Origin of the sequence: Brevibacillus agri, assembly GCF_004117055.1 — a bacterium.
Lineage (GTDB): Bacteria > Bacillota > Bacilli > Brevibacillales > Brevibacillaceae > Brevibacillus > Brevibacillus agri.
In genome coordinates this window covers 4,419,666-4,439,344 of sequence record NZ_CP026363.1, presented here as the reverse complement: position 1 = coordinate 4,439,344, position 19,679 = coordinate 4,419,666, and the positions used below count along the sequence as shown (strand labels likewise).

The following is a 19,679-nucleotide window of genomic DNA, read 5'->3' as shown; positions in this document are numbered from 1 at the left end:
GAAGATCAAGCACGTTTAATGGTGAAGAGCTATAAAAATATAAAAATGGGTGAGTAACGGAAAATTCGATATGAAATACTCTTTATGTTTACTTATATACAAAAGGTCTTCTTGGTACAGTTTCGTGAACCCATCTAACAACGGTTGATATTCCTTTTTTTGAATCCCTTCTCTTTTGGGTAGCTCTAATTTATTCAGAATGAGTTCCGTTAAGATATCGTTTGTTTCTTTAGCTTTAAACAAAGCTATAATCTCTTCATTTTCTTGAATTAAGACATTGTGAATAAAGTGACCAAACTTCTTAAAAACATCCTTCTCCGGAACGGGAATTAAATTATACAAATATGGATGCGTTATTTTGATACGATTATCCTGCCCGAACAAATGTTGATTTAAAAATCTCTCTAAATCATATTCATCATCCGCTGAATATTCAATTTCTCGGAGTATTTGTTCGATAACCGGATTCGAAGTGTAAGAAAGTTCATCCTCGGGCTTTCTTTTCTTCCGTTTTAACTCGAGTTCACAAATATTCCTAACTAACTCGCCCAATACTTCAAAAAAATGGTCTCGAACTTCTTTTGCGGATTTCGATGAAAATGGCAAAATTGCTATTACTTCTCCTGTATCATGTTTTCCCTTGCCTAAGGTAGTGATTAGTTTGTCGATCTGCAAAATTGTACGCATTATGAATTCTCCCTTTCAAAAACAAAAGAAGCAAAATCATCTCGTCGTAAGTGATAAAAACGAGCATCGGACGGGAAATGGATCAACAATTCATTGTTTTTGTCACCAAAATGCATCATTTTGTCAATAAATTCAACAAACTTGGTCGCATCTTCTTCGTCCTTTTTATTTGGACAGTACCCTTGTCGCACCCGTTCCAATAGTTGATACAATGGATAGTCAATATCTAAATAGGCTTTGCTCTCCCCATCACCCTTGGTATAGCAGACCAGAAGCGTTGATTTAAATGATTGGAGAATATCCTTCTGGATTGGTTTCAGGTGATCGATAACAGGCCTTATATTTAGCTTTTGGGCCAATCGGTACGTCTCATTTGGTTTATTGAGGTAAACATAGTCACGTTTTGGGCTGCCTCTCCATTTAAAAACAGCTTCCTTTACATTGTCATAGACCTCTCGAATGGAACTTTTGTTTCCTGTATTGAAGCCATACAAATGTTTCATAAATGTCGTATAGGAATCATCTTCTAGATAGCTAGCGAAGACGGGATTTGTTAAAAATGCGAGCCGAATGATGCTCATCGATAATTGGGTAACCGTATAATCAGATAATCTATCCTCTTGAAGAAATGGCGCGATCCATTCTTTTCCTTTTGGAGAGGATACATATTCATCAATGTTTCTAAATCCTTCATTCGTCGTGTTTAAATAAATAATAATATTGTCGATGTATTGGGACCGAATGTGAATGGGATCCAAATCGAATATCGATTTTAGAATCGGAGACCGTTCCTTCTTTGTAAAAAGGAGACTAGGCACCGAACATTGGATCCGTTCCATGTCTGTAAGTTCAGCACTTTTACTATTCTGATCGGGCATTACAATATCTGCGATAAAATTCAGGAACGCTCTTGTGGAAATTACATTTTTCGCCTTGACAATGGCTTGGATGATCAGATTGACGATTTGTTCTTGTACAAACTCCGCTTGCATAAATTCGTAATTATCGTGCGCCATGGTACGGTTGTTGCGTGCAAGATCCTTTGTGTAGGAAAGATAGAACGGATTATCTTCCGTTTTCCCAAAAATTTTTTTCAATAGGGATAAGTAAAATTGGGACGTAGCCCCTTCATTCGTAAGTTCGTATTCATGGTAGTCCCCAAAACTGATGAGATCAAAATACTCGGAACTAAATGAGATAGTTACGTTTTGGCTAAAGAGCTCGCTGTCATCAATAAACTTACGAAACGCTTCAAAAGTGACATTCTGATGCTCGGTTGTAATGAAATTATGTAAGACACCCATGTTAATCGCGAGAATGACTTTTTTGGGGGTTTGTCCGATTCCCTGATCTGAGAAGTCATGGAGGACTTCTGCCAATGTCTCCATTGCATTTTTACTTGGAGAAAAACTCTCCGTTGCATCATTAAAAATTTGATAACCCTCTAACAATTCAGGTTTGTGCTCTTTTAAATATGCAAGTAAATGCGATTTTCCGTCCCCTACACTTCCGCAGAGTAAGATTAAATTCGGTTTTGAAAGCCCTTTGTTTTTTTGTAATATCCACTCAAAATCCAGCTGAATTTTTCTTTCTACGTGCAAATACTTTTTAAAATCACTAAATGTATTCGCATTTTCGATCGCTTCTTTCGAAGAATCTTGCAGTCTCCTGAGCTGTCTTGCTAAATAACTTTCGCCAGGAGCGAGGTCCTGTGGAAGCTCTAATAGGTTGTTTGTAACAGCTTGACCTTCATTCGATTTCCCTTTTGCTAACTCTTCTCTATTTACTAAATCATTCATGATCTGTTTTTTAATTTCATCGATGTCAATGAGGGCACTTTTAGCGGGTTTCGGGTGTTCGTACAAAGGAATACGTAGTTGTTCCTTCGAGTAAACTTCATAAAACCAAACAGCGATGTTGTACATCGTTTTATGCAGTTTAAATGTTTCTGTTATATCATTGAAGGCTCCATTGTGAGCTGCTTTATTACCAGTGATTCGTATGGTATCAAACGCCGATTGAATCTCCCGTCTAATAAAACCCTCCTTTGACAGAAAGGAAATTTTGTCATAAAAGGTGGAAGCATATGGTACATCTAAGTTTTCTTGTTTGAAAACCTCATTTACGATCTCTTCTGCAAAAAGCCTTGCTTTTATGATTGCACTACTCGGGTCTTCATAGATCAGCTCTTCCATTTTCTTTGCAGTATGCGCTGCCACATCACTGATATGCTCAATAAAGCTTAAAAAATATTGGTCAGGCATTTTATCATCTCCGACTTTCGTACTATTATTCCTGATTTTATCATAATTTGCATTCATTTGGACCTTATTAATCCAGTGTCTAAATATCTAAAAATATGCAGCGTTAGACATGTCGATTTCTAAAGTACCCTGTGATGTGTGATTTTTTGCGGCGAATCTTCATCAAGTAACTGCAGTCTTTTGATTCAAGAACTTTTTTATCCCTTGCAGGTGTTCCTGAATGAACATGTCGTTTCAAGTCACCATTAAGGTATTCGTCTGGATTCATTTCTGGCGAGTAAGAAGGCAGATAAGAAACTTCAATCCACTCAGCATTTGGATTCTAACCAAGCTTTGACCGCCTTACTGTGATGCGCTCGAATACGTGTATATCGCATAATAAAAGTACAGAAAATCGCAGCGTAAAAATGCAGAGCTAGCCTGCGTTTTACAAGGCGGAAAAATAAATAGGCACTTGCCAACATCACTCTATTAAGTCTACCTTGGTCTTTGTCCAGAAGAACCAGGGAGATGTGAGAGGAATGTTGAAAGTGCCACAGCAACAGTATATCAAATTTTTGTACGAGAATGAGGATTATTCAATCTCGGAGATTGCGAGAGCCATGGGAGTCAATTGGAGGACAGCCAAGAAATACGCCACAAAGGACGATTGGAATGAACCCGTTTGTCGGCGCAAGAGACGATATCCCGTTCTCGGTCCGTATCTTGACATCATTGATACTTGGTTAACGGAGGAGCAGGCGTTGCCCCGCAAACAGCGTTATACCGCGAAGCGAATCTTTGATCGTCTGCGTGATGAATACAGGTTTGAGGGCGGACGACGCACTGTTGAAGAATATGTAGCCAAACGCCGAAAAGAACTCAAGCTGGAACGTGCCGAAAGCTATGAACGACTCGAACACCCCGGCGGCGAGGCACAGGTTGATTTTGGTACAGCCTATGTTGGGTGGATCGGCTACACTGAATTGGACAATTCTCTTAAGGTCTAGTAGATTGAAATCAAATCGACAAGGAACGGAGAGAATGTCATGCAGAAACGTGAGCGTCGGTCATTTACAGACGAGTTCAAGCAGCAGATGGTTCAACTTTACGAGAATGGGAAACCGCGGGCAGATATTTTGAGAGAATATGATCTGAGTGCATCTGCGTTTGACCGTTGGGTCAAACAGAGTAGAACAACAGGTTCTTTCAAAGAAAAGGACAACCGGACAGAGGAACAGAATGAACTCCTTGCGCTACGTAAGGAAATTCAACGATTGAAAATGAACCACTGTCAATAGATTGGACACATAAAATCGAGAGAATTACACCACACATCGGTACATATGTTCGTATTGATTGGGCGTGAAGTACCCAATGGATGAATGGATGCGTTTTCCATTATAAAAGCAAGTGATATACTCAAATATCGCTCTTTTCGCTTGTTCTCTCGTTTTGAATTTTTCTAGATAAACGAGTTCTTTCTTCAGTACGCTGTGGAAAGACTCGATGCAGGCGTTATCGTAACAGTTTCCTTTGCGGCTCATGCTTCCGATCATCTGGTATTTCTCCAGACGCTTCTGGTACTCAGTCGAGGCATACTGGCTGCCGCGATCAGAGTGGTGTAACAGCCCCGGAGCTGGTCGCTGGCGGTTGTAGGCTTGATCTAGCGCGGCGATCACGAGTTCTTTTGTCATCCGCTCCCCCATGTGAAAGCCTACGATCTTACGCGTATACAAGTCCATCACACTGGCTAAATACAACCAGCCTTCGTCTGTCGGGATATAAGTGATATCCGTCATCCAGGCCTTCCCCGGCGCGTTTGCGGTGAACGTTTGGTTTAGCACGTTTTCGGCCACAGGCAAATGGTGCTTCGAATTCGTTGTCGCCTTGTATTTCTTCACCGTACGGGATTTCAGCCCGAGCCTTTTCATCGTACGAGCGACGGTTTTCTCGGAAACCTGAACCCCTTCCTTATTTCAGTGCTTCCAAGACCTTCTTACTGCCGTACAAACGTCTCGAATCCAGGAAGACCCGCCGGATTTGTTGCTCCAGCTTTTCTCGACGCTTCGCCCGATCGTTCTTCTTACGCCGGGTCCAATCGTAATAACCGCTTCGAGAAACTTGAAACACCTCGCACATCTTCGCGACTCGGAGCTTGGAGCGGTGATCGTGGATGAAAGGGTAGATCAGCGCCGGTCTTTTGCGAAGTAGTGCATCGCCTTTTTTAAGATTTCGTTCTCCTCTTCCAGATCACGAATTCGCTTTTGAAGGTCGCGTAGGGCTTTGTCTTCCGGCTTCAGTTGTCCACTGCCTGGAAAGGCTTGATTGCCGTCTTGCTTGAATTCAGCGACCCACCGATAGATGGTATTTTCATGAAGCCCCATTTCCCGGGCTACCTGCGCCACCGATTTCCCTTCTTCTTGGATGAGTCGTACGGTTTGAAGTTTGAATTCCCTGTCGTACTTTTTCGTCATGTTGGACACCTCGATTATGAACGCTTTTATTGTCGCACTCTCGATTCTCCGTGTCCAATGTAAAGTCTAGCATCAAAATGGAGAACGATATTTTAAAGCAAGCAGCGCTGATCTTCGGACGAAAATAACAGTGATCCGGCAAAATGCACATAAGTACTCTGTGTCTGCCATGTGTACCATCCTCCAGGTGAATCGGAGTACCTACTACTACGAAAGTAACCAGCAGTCATCTAGCGATGATGAGGTGGAACAGGCGATCATCCGTATTTTTAAAGAGAATCAGCGCGTTTATGGAGCAAGAAAGATCAAGGCAACCCTGCAAAAAGAAGGAAGGACTGTTTCCAGACGGCGCATTGGACGTTTGATGAAGAAAAACGGTCTTGTATCGGTGTATACGGTTGCTCAGTATAAACCGCATAAGTCATCCTGTAATGATTCACCTATACAGAATGAATTGAATCGGGAGTTTACGAAAAACGAACCGTTGGAGGCCGTTGTGAGTGACTTGACTTATGTTCGAGTGACAAACAAATGGCACTATATTTGCTTGCTCGTAGACTTGTTTAACCGGCGAGATCATTGGCTATAGCTGTGGAAAATACAAAGATGCTGCTCTCGTCTACCAGGCTTTTGCAAGCGTAAAGGGAGACTTGCGTCAGATCCAGCTCTTTCATACGGATCGTGGTAGTGAATTTAAAAATCAGACGATTGATGAAGTCATCCACACGTTCGAAATCAAACGTTCCCTGAGCATGAAAGGCTGTCCCTATGACAATGCAGTTGCTGAAGCTACCTTTAAGCTAATCAAAGCAGAGTTCGTAAAGAATCGGCAGTTTGAGTCGTTGACACAGTTGAAGCTAGAATTAGAAAAATACGTCAAGTGGTTTAACGAAACAAGAATTCACTCGACATTGGGGTATCTGAGTCCACTCGTTTACAAACAGAAGGCACTTAAGAAATCCGTCTAGTTTGGTGTTGACAGTCCAATATAGATAATTGACTACATGAAAAGAATCGATTCAAACGAAACACCAACAGCCTTGGGCATTTCTTTCCTGGATATAAAACGCCCGTTACATGACAAAAAGGAAGAGGTATGGATTTATAGCCATTTTTTATTGGATGGTCATCACAAAATGTTTGCGGCAGCGGAAGCGAAAAAAGCTATCGGGCTACTAGCTTTTTTATCGCTGGATGAGTCGTTTGCCAGCAAGGAACAAATAGATACGCTTTTCCGAGCTTTCATCTAATGAAACATGCCGCACAAGGGAAAGAAGCTTGGAATTAACCTACAGCTTGCCCGTTAAGAAAGGAGTAGTCACTCCGCCCCACAATGCCCCCTCCACCATAAGCAGCCAACCAAAACGGCCCGTAAGCCGTTTTTTTGTATAACGAAAACCCCCAGTTCGACTGGGGGTTCAGGAAAGCTTATAGCTATGAGTAGCCATCCTTTGAACTCGGTGATAAGATGAGAGCCGGTCTGCCAACCGCTCACACGAATCACAGGAGGACAAAGGATGGACAAAAGCAGTCTAGCACATACCAAATGGAACTGCAAATACCATATTGTATTTGCGCCGAAATATCGCAGACAAGTGATATACGGAAAATTAAGAAGAGAAATTGGAAAGATATTGCGGGAGTTATGCGAACGAAAAGGGGTGGAGATTATCGAAGCAGAAGCCTGCGTGGATCATATTCATATGCTGGTGAGCATCCCACCGAAATTAAGCGTATCCGAGTTCATGGGCGACTTAAAAGGGAAAAGCTCCCTGATGATTTTTGATAAGTTTGCGAACATGAAATACCGATATGGGAACCGACAATTCTGGTGTAGAGGGTACTATGTGGATACAGTGGGGAGAAACAGAAAGGCAATTGAAGAGTACATTCGCAATCAGTTAGTGGAGGACAAAAATTACGAGCAATTAACGATGAAAGAGCTGGTCGACCCGTTTACGGGTGAGTCGGTCAAAAAGGGCAGATAAAAAGCCCCTTTTTAGGGGCAGCCCGAGGCAACACGCGGTTGGCAGACTTTCAGTGCGCCTTTAAGGCGCTTGCTTGTAACATGCCCTTATAGGGCTAATGGAAGCCACCGGCTAAGCCGGTGGTTATGACTATTTCCGGAAATATCCATCCCGACCCCGACCCCGACCTCCTCCCCATGCAGGTGTAACAAGCCCCTTTAACCTCCTACAATATAAACTTACCGACCAATTTACATTCAGTTTAAATCCGCACGTTATTGTGTACCTATCACAACACATAAACAAGAGGAGAAGGAGATGCCAAAATGAACGATCAGCACAACACGGAATGGGCAGTCGAAGCGCGGGGGCTTGTCAAAACGTTCGGGGACAATCGCGCTGTAGATGGCGTGGATTTGAAGGTGCGCGCCGGGTCGATTTACGGCGTGCTTGGGCCGAATGGGGCGGGCAAGACGACGACGATTCGCATGTTGGCGACTTTGCTTAGGCCGGATGCCGGGGAGGCGCGAATTTTTGGGTATGATGTGGCAAAAGAATCGCATATCGTCCGGCAGTTGATTGGCGTGACGGGGCAGTACGCCTCGGTGGATGAGTCGCTTAGCGCCACGGAGAACCTTATTATTTTCTCCCGGCTGCTTGGGCTGGGGCGTGCCGAGGCACGGCGCAAGGCTGCGGAGCTGCTGGAGGAGTTTGGGCTGACGGAAGCGGCGAAGCGTCCGCTGAAGCATTTTTCTGGCGGGATGCGCCGCAGGCTGGATTTGGCTGCGAGTTTGATTGCCCAGCCTCCGCTCATTTTTCTCGACGAACCGACGACAGGGCTTGACCCGCGCACGCGGTCGCAGATGTGGGATACGATTCGGCGGCTGGTTGATACAGGATCGACCGTGTTGCTCACTACGCAATATTTGGATGAAGCAGACCAGCTCGCCGACCGGATCGCGGTGATTGACCGCGGGCGGGTCGTGGCAGAAGGGACGGTGGATGAGCTGAAAGCATCGGTCGGGACTTCGGCGCTGCACCTGCGCGTCCAGCATGTGCGGGATATTGCAGATGCCCGGGAAATGGTGGAGCAGGTGCTCAAAGTTCGTTCCAGCGTAACGGCAGAAGCGGGCAAGGTTACGGCGCCAATAGCGGACGCCGATCAAGTGACGGATTTGCTTATTGCGCTGCGGACGCGCGGCATTCCGCTTGCCGAGATTAGCGTGCAGAAGCCGACCTTGGACGAAGTATTTTTGACGATCACGGGGAACGGGGCGAGCGAAAACGCGCCGCAAGCTTCCGTGCAGTCGAACAGAATGGAGGGAGCCAGAGTATGACTAGCGCATCCTGGGGGAAGGACATGGAGCGTCCGTTAAGAAAACGGGCAAGTTTTGGTCAATCGTTGCGCCACTCGCTGACGATGGCCTATCGCGGGCTGTTGAAAATTCGGCGCACGCCGGAGCAACTGTTTGACGTGACGCTGCAGCCTATTCTTTTTACGCTGATGTTTACGTATATTTTTGGCGGTGCGATTTCAGGAAACGTCCAGAACTACTTGCCGATCATTATTCCCGGTATTTTGGTGCAGACCGTCATTGCCACTTCAATCGTCACGGGGGTCCAGCTTCGCGAGGACATGGACAAAGGCGTGTTCGACCGATTCAAGTCATTGCCGATTGCGCGCATCGCGCCGTTGGCCGGAGCGTTGCTAGCCGACACCGTGCGTTATACGATTGCGACAGTGCTCACGTTTGTCATGGGGTATCTCATGGGCTACCAGCCTGGCGGCGGCGTGGGATTCGTCGCGATTGCGGGGCTGCTTGTCATCGCCTGCTCGTGGGCGGTCAGTTGGATTTTTGCCTTCTTTGGCGTCATTGCGCGTACAGCATCAAGCGTGCAGGGGATTTCGATGATCGTGCTGTTTCCGCTCACCTTTCTCTCCAACGCATTTGTTCCGGTTGATACGATGCCGAATTGGCTCCAGTGGTTCGTCAACATCAACCCGATCTCGCATTTGGTCAGCGCCGTCCGCGAGCTGGCCAATAGCGGCACGATTGGCACAGAGTTCGTGCTTTCGCTCGTGAGCGCTGCCGTCATTGTCGCCATCTTCGCGCCGCTGACGGTCCGTGCCTATATGCGCCGCACATAAATTTTCACTGGTGTTGAAAAAGTAGCTGGAGCAGGGCATCACCCCTCAGGGGAGGGAGCTAGGCTGGCCCAATCGTGGTCAGCTTGCGCTCCAGCACTACTCCATCCGAAAAAGTTGGAAAAACGCTTGGGTCACTAAGCGTTTTTGTTTTTTGTACAGATAAGAATGGATAAGCTTCTTATCCAGTATAAGGGCAACTAAGACTGCGCCAATGGCTTGGCGCAGTCAAGTTTTCTAATGGGGGTTCGAGCCGGGCGTTTTTATGGAACAGAAGAAAGCCTCCCGCTGTGTGCAAACCTATTTACGCACACGAAAAGTAACTTTTGTCCCTTTGTCCGGCCTACTTTCAATCTCCAGTCCAGTCCCGAAGTGCCGGATTAACCGCCGATCGGTATTTATCAGCCCGACTCCCGACTTGCCTTCTGCTGTTCGTTCCAATATTCGTTGCAATTGCTTGTCGTCCATGCCGATTCCGTCGTCTTCTACGGTGATTTCTGCGTGCGTTTCATGGACGGCAATCCGGATGAAAATCGTTCCGCCACGCGTGCGCTTCATGATCCCGTGTCTGATCGCATTTTCCACCAAAGGCTGGATGGTGAGAAAAGGCACCTTTACTCCGTGGCAGTCAGCGATCTCCCACATGACTTGCAGCCTGTCCGTAAAGCGGACTTGTTCAATGTAGAGATAGGAGCGGACCAGACTCAGCTCATCTTCAATCGAAACAAGATCGTCCATATTTTGAAACTTGAATTTGCTCCGCAAAAAATGGCTGAACTGTTCCAGCAAGTGCCGCATTTCATCCAGATCATGCAGTTCATTCAGGAAAATTACGCAGAGGCGATCACGCTGGAGTCTTTGGCTGAAATGTTCAGCTACAGCGCCTACCATTTGTCAGCGACGTTCAAGCAGAGTACAGGCTACAGCCCGATTGACTACTTGATCCGCATCCGCCTGGAAAAAGCGGCGAGCCTTTTGACAGAAACCGTTGCTTCGCTGCGGGAAATCTCCGCCAGTGTCGGGTACAAGGATGTGTACTATTTCAGTCGGCTGTTCAAGAAAAAGCTGGGGGTGTCGCCAGCCGAATATCGGAGAAGAGGCGCGCAGAGGAGTGAAGTTGCAGATAGTCCTGTAAATGTCCCTACATATTCTATTGTGGAACGGATGCTGAATCGGTGTATTGATAGTGATAATTATTATCAATAAGCAAAAAAAGGGGATTTTCCGATGAGCAGAAGTTCACGAGCGTCACTGGCGGCGACGGCCTTGTTGTGCATCATGCTGCTGCTGAGTGCTTGCTCCGGTACGACGAGCACGAATCAGGGGACAGCAGTCCAGCCGCAGGGCGACGCAAATACAGTAGCAAAAGCAGAGACGATTACGTCCAGACGACAAGCGGAGAAGTGGAGATTCCGAAAAACCCGAAACGGGTCATTGTGCTGGCAGACAGCTACGTAGGCTATTTTCTTGCTTTGGGAATCAAGCCGGTAGGACTGTCGGAGTTTGCCTTGAACCATCCGTTTTATGCGGGAAAAGTGGACGGGGTTGAAAATATCGGGGGCTACGGCGACGACAGCAACTCGCTGGAAAAGCTGTTGGAGCTGAAACCCGATGTCATTGTCATGCTCGACAACGCGAAAAACATCGAGAACATCAAAAAAATCGCGCCGACCATCGCGATCAAATACGGCGAAAAGGATTTGCGCGAGCAGCTTCGGGCGTTTGGCAAAGTGTTTGGAAAGGAAAAGGAAGCAGAGGCGTGGATTGCAAACTGGGAGGGCAAAATTGCCAAATACAAGCCGGCTGTGCAAGAAATCGTGGGTGACAAGAAGGTAACGATTTTAGGGGGAGACATGAAATCGCTCGGCGCCTTTGGCGATTATTACGGGCGCGGGGGATGGCAGCAAGCCGTGGCTGGTGCCAGCTTGTGAGATTGGTATGGCTAGGATCGCAGGCTCGTTTTGCGGGCGAGAGCAATTCCACGCTTTTCGGATCGGACGAATGACGAAGAAGGCGGCATGGTCGACAGTGCCGCCTTTCTGGTCTAGTGCGAACAGAGGGCTGGTTTGAAAATTATGAGCCTGGTTCGTCTTCAGCAGGGATAAATCGTTGTAAGCAGCGAATCAGCGAGGCAAAGTTTGCGATATAGCTCTCGCAATATGTGGACCAGACGATAGATTTCCCCTCAAGCAGTGTCAAGAAATCCAAAATGGGGATAGGGCGGTTGATCCCGACTTCAGCGCCTAACAGACTCAAGCGGGACAACAATTCGATCTCCGTCCAGTCCCATTTGAGTTCTCCCAGCAAAATAGTAGCTGTGGACAGATCGACATCGGGAGGATGGGAGCATGCGTCCTCGGGAAATGCGTTTGTATCCAAATAGTGTTGGTGGTAATGTTGAAAAAACTTGGAGGATTGTTCGTCAATGTCTTTGTAAAGCTTTTCGAGATGGATGGGATTTTGGCGCGAATGAAGGCCACCCTGGTTCATGGAAAGATCACCTGGCTATGTCAGGAATAAACGATTTGCGAATTGCGTCGTCTGCTTCTCCAGCGCATCCTCATCTGGCCGCACAGTTACGCGCACGAGCACGACTCTATCGCCGTAGTCTGCCCGAATCGTGCTCGCGCCCGCTTGGATTGCCGTTAGTTCCCCTGTGTCAGTTACCTCCACAACCGACTTGTTTCTCGACGTCCATACCGCCTGTTTTCCGACATCCCGCTCTGTTTCATCTGACCATGTGGCGATCAGCTCAAGCTGCATCGTCTCACCCGGCTTCAAGACCAGCTCTTTTGCCGACGCCTTGAGGCTAGTCAGTCTTGCTTTTGTAATCACGACCTGGATGTCGCGTTCCTCGCCCAAATGGTGGACGGTGAAGGTAGCTTCGCCTGCGTCCTTGCCAGCCTTCACGCTGCCCCGTTTTACATGGAGGAGCGGGGAGTGGCTGCTGTAGGCGGTATCGGGGGAGAGCGTGACGGATTTGCGCTTGCCCTCCGAATCCACGGCAAAAACGCGGAAGCTGGCAGAGCCGTTCGGGCGCAAGAGAATTTTCTTGACGGACGTTTCCAGTTGGAAAGCCGCTTTTTTCTTTTTGACGATGACAGCGGCCGAAGCGGTCTTGTTGCCGTCTGCTGTCGTCACGGTAATGACGGCTGTGCCCGGAGACTTCGGTGTAACCGTGCCGTCCTCATCAACCGTTGCCACGTCGGGGGCGCTGGAGCTCCACGACACCGCTTGATTGGTTGCATGCGCCGGACAGGGAGAGCAGCTTCAAGCCCGTTACCCAGCCTGCGGGAATCGTCAACTGCCGGACCCAATCGCTGACAAGCGTCGTCTTGCCGTATCCGGCTGGTGCTGTAACCAGCGTTGCTTTTCGGGACAAGCCTTCGTTCAGCCAGCCAATCAAGCCGGGACGAGGCACAGTGGCTGACAGCGGCAACGGAATTTGCAGCTTGGACAGCAACAGGGAATCACGCGTTTCGTTCATTTTTCTCATCGCTTTCGTTCCGTTTTTTTATTGTAGCATGCGAAAATACGGAAAAGAGAGCAAAACAAAATCGCCCAGGAGTCAGCATCTCCTGAGCGATTTTTTATACAGAGAAAAATGGATAAGATTCTTATCCGGTATAAGCGCAACTAAGGCTGCGCCAATGGCTTGGCGTAGCCAAGTTTTCTACTCGTTACGGCTCGCCTGAGGGCGTCGCGTGCAACGTTTCCTTTGCAAGCTGCGCGTTAGCCTTGTCCGACAATTTTTTTCAGGCGTCCTACCAGCGGCAGCACGATGATTCCGGCCACGATAACCTGGAGGAAGTTCCCCGGAATCGAGCCAAACGGCTGAATCCAGTTGCCGTACAGGATCACTTCCACGAAGTAGTAGCCGACGATTTTAATAAGCAGGGCGACAGCGATCGCTACAGAGTAGGCGAGGACGCGTTTGCCAGGCATTTTTTCCGCGATCAGGCCGGCGACATAGCCCATGGCACCGACGATGACAAACGTAAACGGTGCCCAGGCGGTCCAGCCGGAGATCAGGTCGAACAGGCCCATCCCGAAGGCACCTGCAATCGCCCCTGTTTTTCTGCCGTACACGAAAGCGGCAATGAAAAGAGGCACGTTACCGAGGTGGATCAGGCCGCCGTTGCCCATGATCGGGAGGCGGATGTTGATGAACATGGTGGCTGCAAGGGTAAAAGCGATAAAAAGAGCATGAATCACGAGCATTTTCGTTTTGGATGTAGATCTGGATGAATAGGTTGAATCCATATAACAGCCTCTTTCTTTTTTTTTCTATTATCATACCCGCAAACAGAGACGAAATAAATATGCTTCCCGCGATTTATTTGGGCAGAGTTATCAGCGGGCACGGAAGTTGCTTGCGGCGTCCTGGCGAAGCTTGCAACAGAGCGATTTTTGTCCGAGGTTGTTATGATAAAATAAAGCATGAAAACGGCCTTGTGGCGTAACGGTGCATCCTGCGGATAGCCTGGCGGCGTGTGCGGGAAACGGTCGGTCGCTTCGCACGAAGGAGAGCGGCCCAAGGGGAAACGAGATGGATAGAAAGCAGGTACAATTTTCATGATCGATGCGGACAAACTAGCAGAACGATTCGCCAAAAGCTCCTACGAGATCGCGAGTGTGCAGCGCCTAGTCATCCAGCCGAAAAGTGTGTTGCGTGATTTCAAGACCGTGGCCTACGGGTTTCTGTTTACCGTTCGCGGCGAAGCGAACATGCATGTAAATGGTACCGCTTACGATTTGCAGCCGGGAACGGTCTTGCATGCGGCTCCCGGCATGATGATGAACTCGCGCGTCATAGGCGAGTCCGAGCTGGAGTACTACCGGGTATTTTACCGCTGGGACGAGTCAGGGGGCAAAAGCGACGCGGAGGCATGCAACGTCCATTTCATGCTTGAGCCCGGAGTGAATCCGCGTTTGCTGGAGCTGCTTATCATGCTGCAACAGAATGCGCAGGCACAGGGGGGCATCGGGAAGCTGCGCCTGAAAGAGCTTTTTTTAAGCATCATGTATCAGGTGCTGGTGAGCTGCAAGCATCGCGAGAGAGGCAGCTCACCGAGCCAGAGGGTGATCGACGAAGCGGTTGCCTACATTCATGGGCATTACATGAACCCGCTGACACTCGACGAGCTGGCCGAGCTGCATGCCATGAGCCCGAAGCGCTTTTCCTACTTTTTCCATAAATATACGGGGCTCCGCCCCATCGACTATGTGATCCATTATCGGATGGAGAGAGCGAGCGAATTGCTGAAAGCAGGGGACTACCCGATCAGCGACATTGCCGTCAGCGTCGGATATGCCAATCCGTTCTACTTCAGCCGCGTGTTTAAAAAGAAATTCGGCATGTCGCCTACCGCCTATAAAGACATGGCAACAAAACAGGCAGCGTCGGATTAGGAAATGATGCATGCCGCTTTTATGATTTGTGCATTTGCTTTTCGCCTGGTCCTTGCTACACTAATTGTCGATAATGATTATCATTGCTAGTTTTAGAGGCCGATTTGCGCATGTCTCTGCTCGGAACGTTTTCGACTCGCAAAACGGCTTTTAAAGCAGGGAAAGGTTGGTACGCATGACTGAAAATAGACAATTGTGTATAGGATTGGCGATCAATGCGACCTGGATGAAAGGCGACGGCTGGCGGCGTCCAGACAGTGGCGTGGAGAAGATGGGCACGATTGACTACTATATTGACTTGGCCAAAATGGCGGAGCGGGCCAAGCTCGACTTTTTGTTCCGGGCAGATTACTTGTTCATCAACCCGCAGATGATGGGGGATTCCGCGAACTTCGGCAGCCCGGACCCGACGATGATGTTCGCCGTCATCGCCCGCGAAACCGAGCGGATCGGGCTGGTTACGACGATCTCGACGACGTTTAACCCGCCGTTTGTGGTGGCGAGACAGCTTCAGTCGCTGCACTGGCTGAGCAATGGACGCGCTGGCTGGAATATTGTCACGTCCATCGAAGGGGCGGAAAACTTCGGGGATGCTCCGATGCCTTCGCCGGAAGAACGATACCGGAAAGCGCGCGAGTTTACGGAAGTCGTCCGCAAGCTGTGGGACAGCTTCCCGCGCGATGCGATCGTCATGGACAAGGAGTCCGGCATTTTTACGGACAGGGACAAGATTACGCCGATTAACCATTCGGGTGAGTTTTTCAGCGTCAAAGGACCGCTTATCCTCCCTGCCCATCCGTCCGGCTCGATTCCGTTCTTTCAGGCGGGAGCGTCGGACATCGGGCGGGATTTTGCCTCGTCATTGGCCGATGCCATTTTTGCGGCCATGCCGGATATCGAATCAGGGGTAGAGCTGCGCAACGACTTGCGCAGACGGGCAGAGGAGCACGGGCGCAATCCCGATGCGGTGAAGGTTTTGCCCGGCTTGTATTTCTTCCTGGCCGAGACGCGCGAGGAAGCGCAGGAGCTGCATAAGGCCGCACACGCCAATTTGAGCACAGAGCGCAGACTGACTTCGCTCAAGTCCGTGCTTGGGATGGACGCAAGCCATCTGGCGCTGGATCAGCGGATCACGGCTGACATGCTGCCTGATCCGGACATGCCCGTGCGCAGCCGGACACATGCGGAGCTGCTGCGCCGCTATATTACGAAGTACGAGCCGACATTGGAAGAGGTGCTGGTGCGCCCGGAAGTGGTCGGATCGGCTCATTGGGTGTCCGTCGGGACCGTCGACGACGTGCTGGCCGATATTATCGCGCGCTACGAAGCGGGAGCGATCGACGGGTTTATCGCCTTGCCTGGCGGTTCGCACAAGTCGATGGAAATCTTTTTTGAACAGTTGATGCCGAAGCTGGTGGAAAAAGGCTTGTTCAAGCGCGAATATACCGGAACCACTTTGCGCGAACATTTGGGAATCCACTCATAGCGTGCGGTGCCGGGGATGAACCTGGCGGGGCCGTTGTCATGCGAGCATGCTCCTTCGCGTGGCAACGGCTGGTTTTGTTTTTCGCGGCAAACGAGGGAAAGAGGCATGGTTTGCGGTTGTCATGCTGTTTTTTTGTGGGCCAAAAAATCGGTGCAGGTAACACCCGGACAATGCGGGCAGGCTCGAGTGTGGCGCATGGCGAGGCAACGCAATGCAGCGAAGTGGGCTACTGCGGGGATACCGGCTACGGCTGCTTGACGATGGTTTCGGATTTTCTTGCCCGGCTGTTTGCCTTGTGCGGGGTGCCGAGCGCTACTTGCCGCCCTGTCAGGAAGACGGGGAACAAAAAATCAACGTTTCGCAGGTGGCTGGAACAGGGCCGATGCATATTCCGTACAGCGATCAGGGCAGGCTGTTCGTGCAGTTTTTTTCCAGGGCAGCGCTCGATCCAAAGCTGCAAGAGGTCGCAGCGAAAAGCTATCAGGCCGACCTCCAGGGCATTGCCAAAATTTTTGCCTATGGAAGCAAGACAGGGCAGACGATGGAGGAAGACGCTCAAAGCGCAGCCTACGGACTGATGGCGATGGTCGTGGGACTGAGCTTTTTCCGGGTGGCAGGCATTGCGCCGCCCCGGGGCGAAGACAATCGGTACATTGGCGAGCAGTATGTGCAAAGGCTTTTTCACTCACAAAAAGCGAATGCTCCCACAGGAGGATAGACGATGAAAATTGCAAAGCAGACCGTTAACGGAGTCGATCTAGCTGTCGTCACAAGCGAGGAAGTGGTGGTTGCCGATGTTCAAGCTGCGCTCGACCTGATGGCGACTGTGCGCTATGAAGTCGATTGCGACCGCATCATTTTGCGCAAGTCCATGTTTGCGGAAAGCTTTTTCGATCTGAAAACGCGGCTGGCAGGCGAGATTTTGCAAAAGTTTAGCAACTACAGGATGAAAATGGCGATCGTCGGCGATTTTTCGGCGTACACCAGCAAAAGCTTGCGGGACTTCATCTACGAGTCGAACAACGGCAGCGATTTCTTTTTTGTGCCGACGGAGCAGGAAGCGATAGAAAAGTTGAGCAGAGCCAAATAGCCGAATGCCTGGGGGCTTTACGACATGCTGGGCAATGTGTGGGAATGGTGCTCGGATGTGTACGATGCCGACGTGTACGGCTCCTACCGGATTTTTCGCGGCGGGAGCTGGGCGGAGGAAGCCCGGGGCTGCGGAGCGACGTGCCGCCGCCGCAGTCATCCGACGTTTCGCATTGATGATTTCGGGTTTCGGGTGGCGAGGTCGTTAACCAGTTGACACCGCCCTTCCAATTCACTATACTGTCTGTAATCTTATATGCGACATACGTTGAAAGAGCCCAGTAGCAGCTTGGTCCCTGTCCTAGAAAGCCGGGGGTGGATGGAACCCGGTACACACTAAGCCCGCGAATTACAACTCTGGAGTATCTCGGGTAATGCTGAGCGGAATGGCGAACGATATCTCGCCGAGAGTGGCATGAATGGCATCCGGAAGATGGGGTGACCATTGGTGCAATCTGGGTGGTAACACGGTTATACAATCGTCCCTGTGTCTACAATAGACAAGGGGCGATTTTTTGTTGTCACGCACAACGGTGATTCGGTATAGGAGATCTACGAACCTAAGGGAGTGAATTGGCTGTGAACATTATTGATGAACTCGAATGGCGCGGCGCCATTAACCAACAAACAGACGCCGAAGGGCTTCGTGAATTGACTGAGCAAAAATCGATCTCGTTGTACTGTGGCGTGGACCCGACGGGAGACAGCATGCACATCGGGCACCTGATTCCTTTTATCATGCTGAAACGTTTCCAGCTTGCGGGCCATCGTCCGGTTATTTTGATCGGGGGCGCGACAGGGACGATTGGCGATCCGAGCGGCCGCCAGTCCGAGCGCTCGCTGCAAACGCTGGAGCAGGTGCAGGCGAATGTGGATGCCCTCACCGCACAAATGAAAAAGCTGTTCATCACAGAAGGCGACAACCAGATTCGCCTGGTTAACAACTACGACTGGACGCATAAAATCAACGTGATCGAATTTTTGCGCGATTACGGGAAAAACTTCAGCATCAACGCGATGCTCGCCAAGGATGTCGTGGCAAGCAGACTGGAGAGCGGCATTTCCTTTACCGAGTTTTCCTACCAAATCCTCCAGTCGCTCGACTTCCTGCACCTGTACAGACACGAGGACGTCCAGTTGCAAATCGGCGGCTCCGACCAATGGGGCAACATTACGAGCGGTCTCGATCTGATCCGCAAAAAAGAAGGGCCTGAGGCGAAAGCGTTTGGCCTGACAATCCCGCTCATGCTGAAAGCGGACGGGACGAAGTTCGGGAAAACAGCGGGCGGTGCCGTCTGGCTCGATCCGAACAAAACGACGCCGTTCGAATTTTACCAGTTCTGGGCGAACACCGACGATCGCGACGTCGTGAAATACTTGAAATACTTTACGTTCCTCTCCAAAGAGCAAATCGACGAGCTGGCGGTAAAAGTCGAGACGGAGCCGCATAAACGCGAAGCGCAAAAAATGCTCGCAGAGGAAATGACGCGATTCGTGCACGGCGAAGAGTTGCTGGAGCAGGCCAAACGCATCACAGCCGCCCTGTTCACGGGTGATATCAAATCGCTTACCGCCGATGAGATCGAGCAAGGCTTCAAGGAAATGCCGACCTACGAGGCGACGAAGGAAGCGAAAAACATCGTGGACTGGCTCGTCGAGCTGGGCATCGAGCCATCCAAGCGCCAGGCGCGCGAGGACATTACGAAAGGCGCGATTTCCATGAACGGCGAGCGGGTGAGCGAGCTGGATCTGGAAGTAACGGCTGACCTGGCGATTGGCGGGCGTTTCATCATTATCCGTAAAGGCAAGAAAAACTACAGCCTCGTAAAGCTGTCGTAAAAAATAATCGTATGGCGAAGAAGCTTCCCTCCTAGTTGCGAGGGAAGCTTTTTTGCTGCAGCCGTGTTGCGATCAGCGCTTGGCAAAAGGATTGGCGTGGCCCAAGATTCTTGCGGATCGTTCTACTTTCTCAAGCAAAGATAGTGTACGATAAACGTGTGTGGATTATTTTTCCAAGGAAATCAGGGTGAAACAGACAAAGCGCTTCAGGCGTGCCAAAAGAAAAAGAGGTGTCGATCGTGATTGAAGAGTTGGTCCAATATTTGGAAGGGTGCGAAACCGAAGTGTGGCTGCGGAGGATGTAGCGCTGCCAGCGGGACAGCACAGCATTCT

17 protein-coding genes and 7 pseudogenes are annotated in these 19,679 nt (G+C 49.5%); 15 read left to right on the top strand and 9 right to left on the bottom strand.

The annotated features are described in order from the left end of the window. Positions 1–15: 15 nt before the first annotated feature. The 3 genes and pseudogenes from dptG to BA6348_RS27500 all read right to left on the bottom strand — a co-directional run. Positions 16–687: a DNA phosphorothioation-dependent restriction protein DptG gene (gene dptG, locus BA6348_RS21775; RefSeq protein ID WP_122953526.1), complete on the bottom strand. Its 672-nt coding sequence runs from the start codon at positions 685–687 to the stop codon at positions 16–18. Beyond that, a complete protein-coding gene (dptF, locus tag BA6348_RS21770; RefSeq protein ID WP_122953527.1) occupies positions 687–2,951 on the bottom strand; it encodes a DNA phosphorothioation-dependent restriction protein DptF in 2,265 nt (754 codons plus the stop codon). The genes dptG and dptF overlap by 1 nt, the downstream gene beginning before the upstream one ends. A gap of 228 nt (positions 2,952–3,179) precedes the next feature. Further along, a pseudogene (locus tag BA6348_RS27500) lies at positions 3,180–3,304 on the bottom strand (transposase); the annotation flags it as partial. Positions 3,305–3,472: 168 nt separating this feature from the next. Between BA6348_RS27500 and BA6348_RS28090 the strand changes: the two are divergent. Next, a pseudogene (locus BA6348_RS28090) lies at positions 3,473–3,770 on the top strand (terminase gpP N-terminus-related DNA-binding protein); the annotation flags it as partial. 209 nt (positions 3,771–3,979) lie between these two features. After that, positions 3,980–4,222 (top strand): annotated as a pseudogene (locus BA6348_RS21755) (transposase); the annotation flags it as partial. 33 nt (positions 4,223–4,255) lie between these two features. Here the strand turns inward: BA6348_RS21755 and BA6348_RS21750 are convergent. Then, positions 4,256–5,407 (bottom strand): annotated as a pseudogene (locus tag BA6348_RS21750) (IS3 family transposase). A 169-nt stretch (positions 5,408–5,576) separates the two neighbouring features. Between BA6348_RS21750 and BA6348_RS27495 the strand changes: the two are divergent. The 5 genes and pseudogenes from BA6348_RS27495 (at position 5,577) to BA6348_RS21720 (ending at position 9,523) form a co-directional block, all read left to right on the top strand. Next, positions 5,577–6,375: pseudogene (locus BA6348_RS27495) on the top strand (IS3 family transposase). 36 nt (positions 6,376–6,411) lie between these two features. Next, positions 6,412–6,657, top strand: coding sequence for a hypothetical protein (locus BA6348_RS21735; protein ID WP_207212830.1), 246 nt, complete (start codon positions 6,412–6,414; stop codon positions 6,655–6,657). Between the two features lie 267 nt (positions 6,658–6,924). Next, positions 6,925–7,395, top strand: a complete 471-nt coding sequence (tnpA, locus tag BA6348_RS21730) for an IS200/IS605 family transposase (protein ID WP_129552233.1) — start codon at positions 6,925–6,927, stop codon at positions 7,393–7,395. Between the two features lie 305 nt (positions 7,396–7,700). Then, positions 7,701–8,711, top strand: coding sequence for an ATP-binding cassette domain-containing protein (locus BA6348_RS21725; RefSeq protein ID WP_122952613.1), 1,011 nt, complete (start codon positions 7,701–7,703; stop codon positions 8,709–8,711). Next, positions 8,708–9,523 carry an ABC transporter permease gene (locus BA6348_RS21720; protein ID WP_026557687.1) on the top strand — a complete coding sequence of 272 codons (816 nt, stop codon included), beginning with the start codon at positions 8,708–8,710 and terminating at the stop codon, positions 9,521–9,523. The genes BA6348_RS21725 and BA6348_RS21720 overlap by 4 nt, the downstream gene beginning before the upstream one ends. A 297-nt stretch (positions 9,524–9,820) precedes the next feature. Here the strand turns inward: BA6348_RS21720 and BA6348_RS21715 are convergent. Further along, positions 9,821–10,330, bottom strand: a pseudogene (locus BA6348_RS21715) (sensor histidine kinase); the annotation flags it as partial. On the opposite strand from BA6348_RS21715, the gene BA6348_RS21710 reads away from it, so the two are divergent. Together BA6348_RS21710 and BA6348_RS21705 are read left to right on the top strand one after the other, a co-directional pair. Continuing rightward, positions 10,289–10,726, top strand: a complete 438-nt coding sequence (locus BA6348_RS21710; protein WP_311133331.1) for a helix-turn-helix domain-containing protein — start codon at positions 10,289–10,291, stop codon at positions 10,724–10,726. The pseudogene BA6348_RS21715 and the gene BA6348_RS21710 overlap by 42 nt on opposite strands. A gap of 89 nt (positions 10,727–10,815) precedes the next feature. Next, a complete protein-coding gene (locus BA6348_RS21705) occupies positions 10,816–11,451 on the top strand; it encodes an ABC transporter substrate-binding protein (RefSeq protein ID WP_165329008.1) in 636 nt (211 codons plus the stop codon). A gap of 142 nt (positions 11,452–11,593) precedes the next feature. Here BA6348_RS21705 and BA6348_RS21700 read toward each other — a convergent pair whose 3' ends face one another. The 4 genes from BA6348_RS21700 to BA6348_RS21685 all read right to left on the bottom strand — a co-directional run bounded on the left by BA6348_RS21700 (position 11,594) and on the right by BA6348_RS21685 (position 13,783). Further along, positions 11,594–12,010: a hypothetical protein gene (locus BA6348_RS21700; RefSeq protein ID WP_122952610.1), complete on the bottom strand. Its 417-nt coding sequence runs from the start codon at positions 12,008–12,010 to the stop codon at positions 11,594–11,596. Positions 12,011–12,025: 15 nt separating this feature from the next. Then, the gene (locus BA6348_RS21695) at positions 12,026–12,724 is read right to left on the bottom strand and encodes an Ig-like domain-containing protein (RefSeq protein ID WP_242507399.1); all 699 of its coding nucleotides are present in this window, start codon (positions 12,722–12,724) and stop codon (positions 12,026–12,028) included. Further along, the gene (locus tag BA6348_RS21690) at positions 12,711–13,016 is read right to left on the bottom strand and encodes a hypothetical protein (protein WP_025844187.1); all 306 of its coding nucleotides are present in this window, start codon (positions 13,014–13,016) and stop codon (positions 12,711–12,713) included. Before BA6348_RS21690 ends, BA6348_RS21695 begins: the two co-directional genes overlap by 14 nt. Positions 13,017–13,252: 236 nt before the next feature. Further along, positions 13,253–13,783, bottom strand: a complete 531-nt coding sequence (locus BA6348_RS21685) for an ECF transporter S component (RefSeq protein ID WP_025844188.1) — start codon at positions 13,781–13,783, stop codon at positions 13,253–13,255. Positions 13,784–14,095: 312 nt separating this feature from the next. On the opposite strand from BA6348_RS21685, the gene BA6348_RS21680 reads away from it, so the two are divergent. The 6 genes and pseudogenes from BA6348_RS21680 to tyrS all read left to right on the top strand — a co-directional run bounded on the left by BA6348_RS21680 (position 14,096) and on the right by tyrS (position 19,346). Beyond that, on the top strand, positions 14,096–14,932 hold the full coding sequence (locus BA6348_RS21680) for an AraC family transcriptional regulator (RefSeq protein ID WP_122952608.1): 837 nt from the start codon (positions 14,096–14,098) through the stop codon (positions 14,930–14,932). 175 nt (positions 14,933–15,107) lie between these two features. Continuing rightward, positions 15,108–16,418, top strand: a complete 1,311-nt coding sequence (locus tag BA6348_RS21675) for an NtaA/DmoA family FMN-dependent monooxygenase (RefSeq protein WP_026557689.1) — start codon at positions 15,108–15,110, stop codon at positions 16,416–16,418. 211 nt (positions 16,419–16,629) lie between these two features. Beyond that, the gene (locus BA6348_RS21670; protein ID WP_081414730.1) at positions 16,630–17,136 is read left to right on the top strand and encodes a TetR family transcriptional regulator C-terminal domain-containing protein; all 507 of its coding nucleotides are present in this window, start codon (positions 16,630–16,632) and stop codon (positions 17,134–17,136) included. Between the two features lie 3 nt (positions 17,137–17,139). After that, positions 17,140–17,508: a DUF4180 domain-containing protein gene (locus BA6348_RS26890; protein ID WP_141333645.1), complete on the top strand. Its 369-nt coding sequence runs from the start codon at positions 17,140–17,142 to the stop codon at positions 17,506–17,508. Then, positions 17,509–17,724 (top strand): annotated as a pseudogene (locus BA6348_RS26885) (formylglycine-generating enzyme family protein); the annotation flags it as partial. 362 nt (positions 17,725–18,086) lie between these two features. Beyond that, positions 18,087–19,346 carry a tyrosine--tRNA ligase gene (gene tyrS / locus BA6348_RS21660; protein WP_005828299.1) on the top strand — a complete coding sequence of 420 codons (1,260 nt, stop codon included), beginning with the start codon at positions 18,087–18,089 and terminating at the stop codon, positions 19,344–19,346. Positions 19,347–19,679 lie beyond the last annotated feature (333 nt).

Coding starts and splice junctions, on each gene's coding strand:
- BA6348_RS21735 (WP_207212830.1), top strand. CDS start 6,412: ATGAAAAGAATCGATTCAAACGAAACACCAACAGCCTTGGGCATTTCT.
- BA6348_RS21685 (WP_025844188.1), bottom strand. CDS start 13,783: ATGGATTCAACCTATTCATCCAGATCTACATCCAAAACGAAAATGCTC.
- tnpA (WP_129552233.1), top strand. CDS start 6,925: ATGGACAAAAGCAGTCTAGCACATACCAAATGGAACTGCAAATACCAT.
- BA6348_RS21680 (WP_122952608.1), top strand. CDS start 14,096: ATGATCGATGCGGACAAACTAGCAGAACGATTCGCCAAAAGCTCCTAC.
- dptF (WP_122953527.1), bottom strand. CDS start 2,951: ATGCCTGACCAATATTTTTTAAGCTTTATTGAGCATATCAGTGATGTG.
- dptG (WP_122953526.1), bottom strand. CDS start 687: ATGCGTACAATTTTGCAGATCGACAAACTAATCACTACCTTAGGCAAG.
- BA6348_RS21690 (WP_025844187.1), bottom strand. CDS start 13,016: ATGAGAAAAATGAACGAAACGCGTGATTCCCTGTTGCTGTCCAAGCTG.
- BA6348_RS21700 (WP_122952610.1), bottom strand. CDS start 12,010: ATGAACCAGGGTGGCCTTCATTCGCGCCAAAATCCCATCCATCTCGAA.
- BA6348_RS21710 (WP_311133331.1), top strand. CDS start 10,289: ATGGCTGAACTGTTCCAGCAAGTGCCGCATTTCATCCAGATCATGCAG.
- BA6348_RS21725 (WP_122952613.1), top strand. CDS start 7,701: ATGAACGATCAGCACAACACGGAATGGGCAGTCGAAGCGCGGGGGCTT.
- BA6348_RS26890 (WP_141333645.1), top strand. CDS start 17,140: ATGAAAATTGCAAAGCAGACCGTTAACGGAGTCGATCTAGCTGTCGTC.
- BA6348_RS21675 (WP_026557689.1), top strand. CDS start 15,108: ATGACTGAAAATAGACAATTGTGTATAGGATTGGCGATCAATGCGACC.
- BA6348_RS21720 (WP_026557687.1), top strand. CDS start 8,708: ATGACTAGCGCATCCTGGGGGAAGGACATGGAGCGTCCGTTAAGAAAA.
- BA6348_RS21670 (WP_081414730.1), top strand. CDS start 16,630: ATGCAGCGAAGTGGGCTACTGCGGGGATACCGGCTACGGCTGCTTGAC.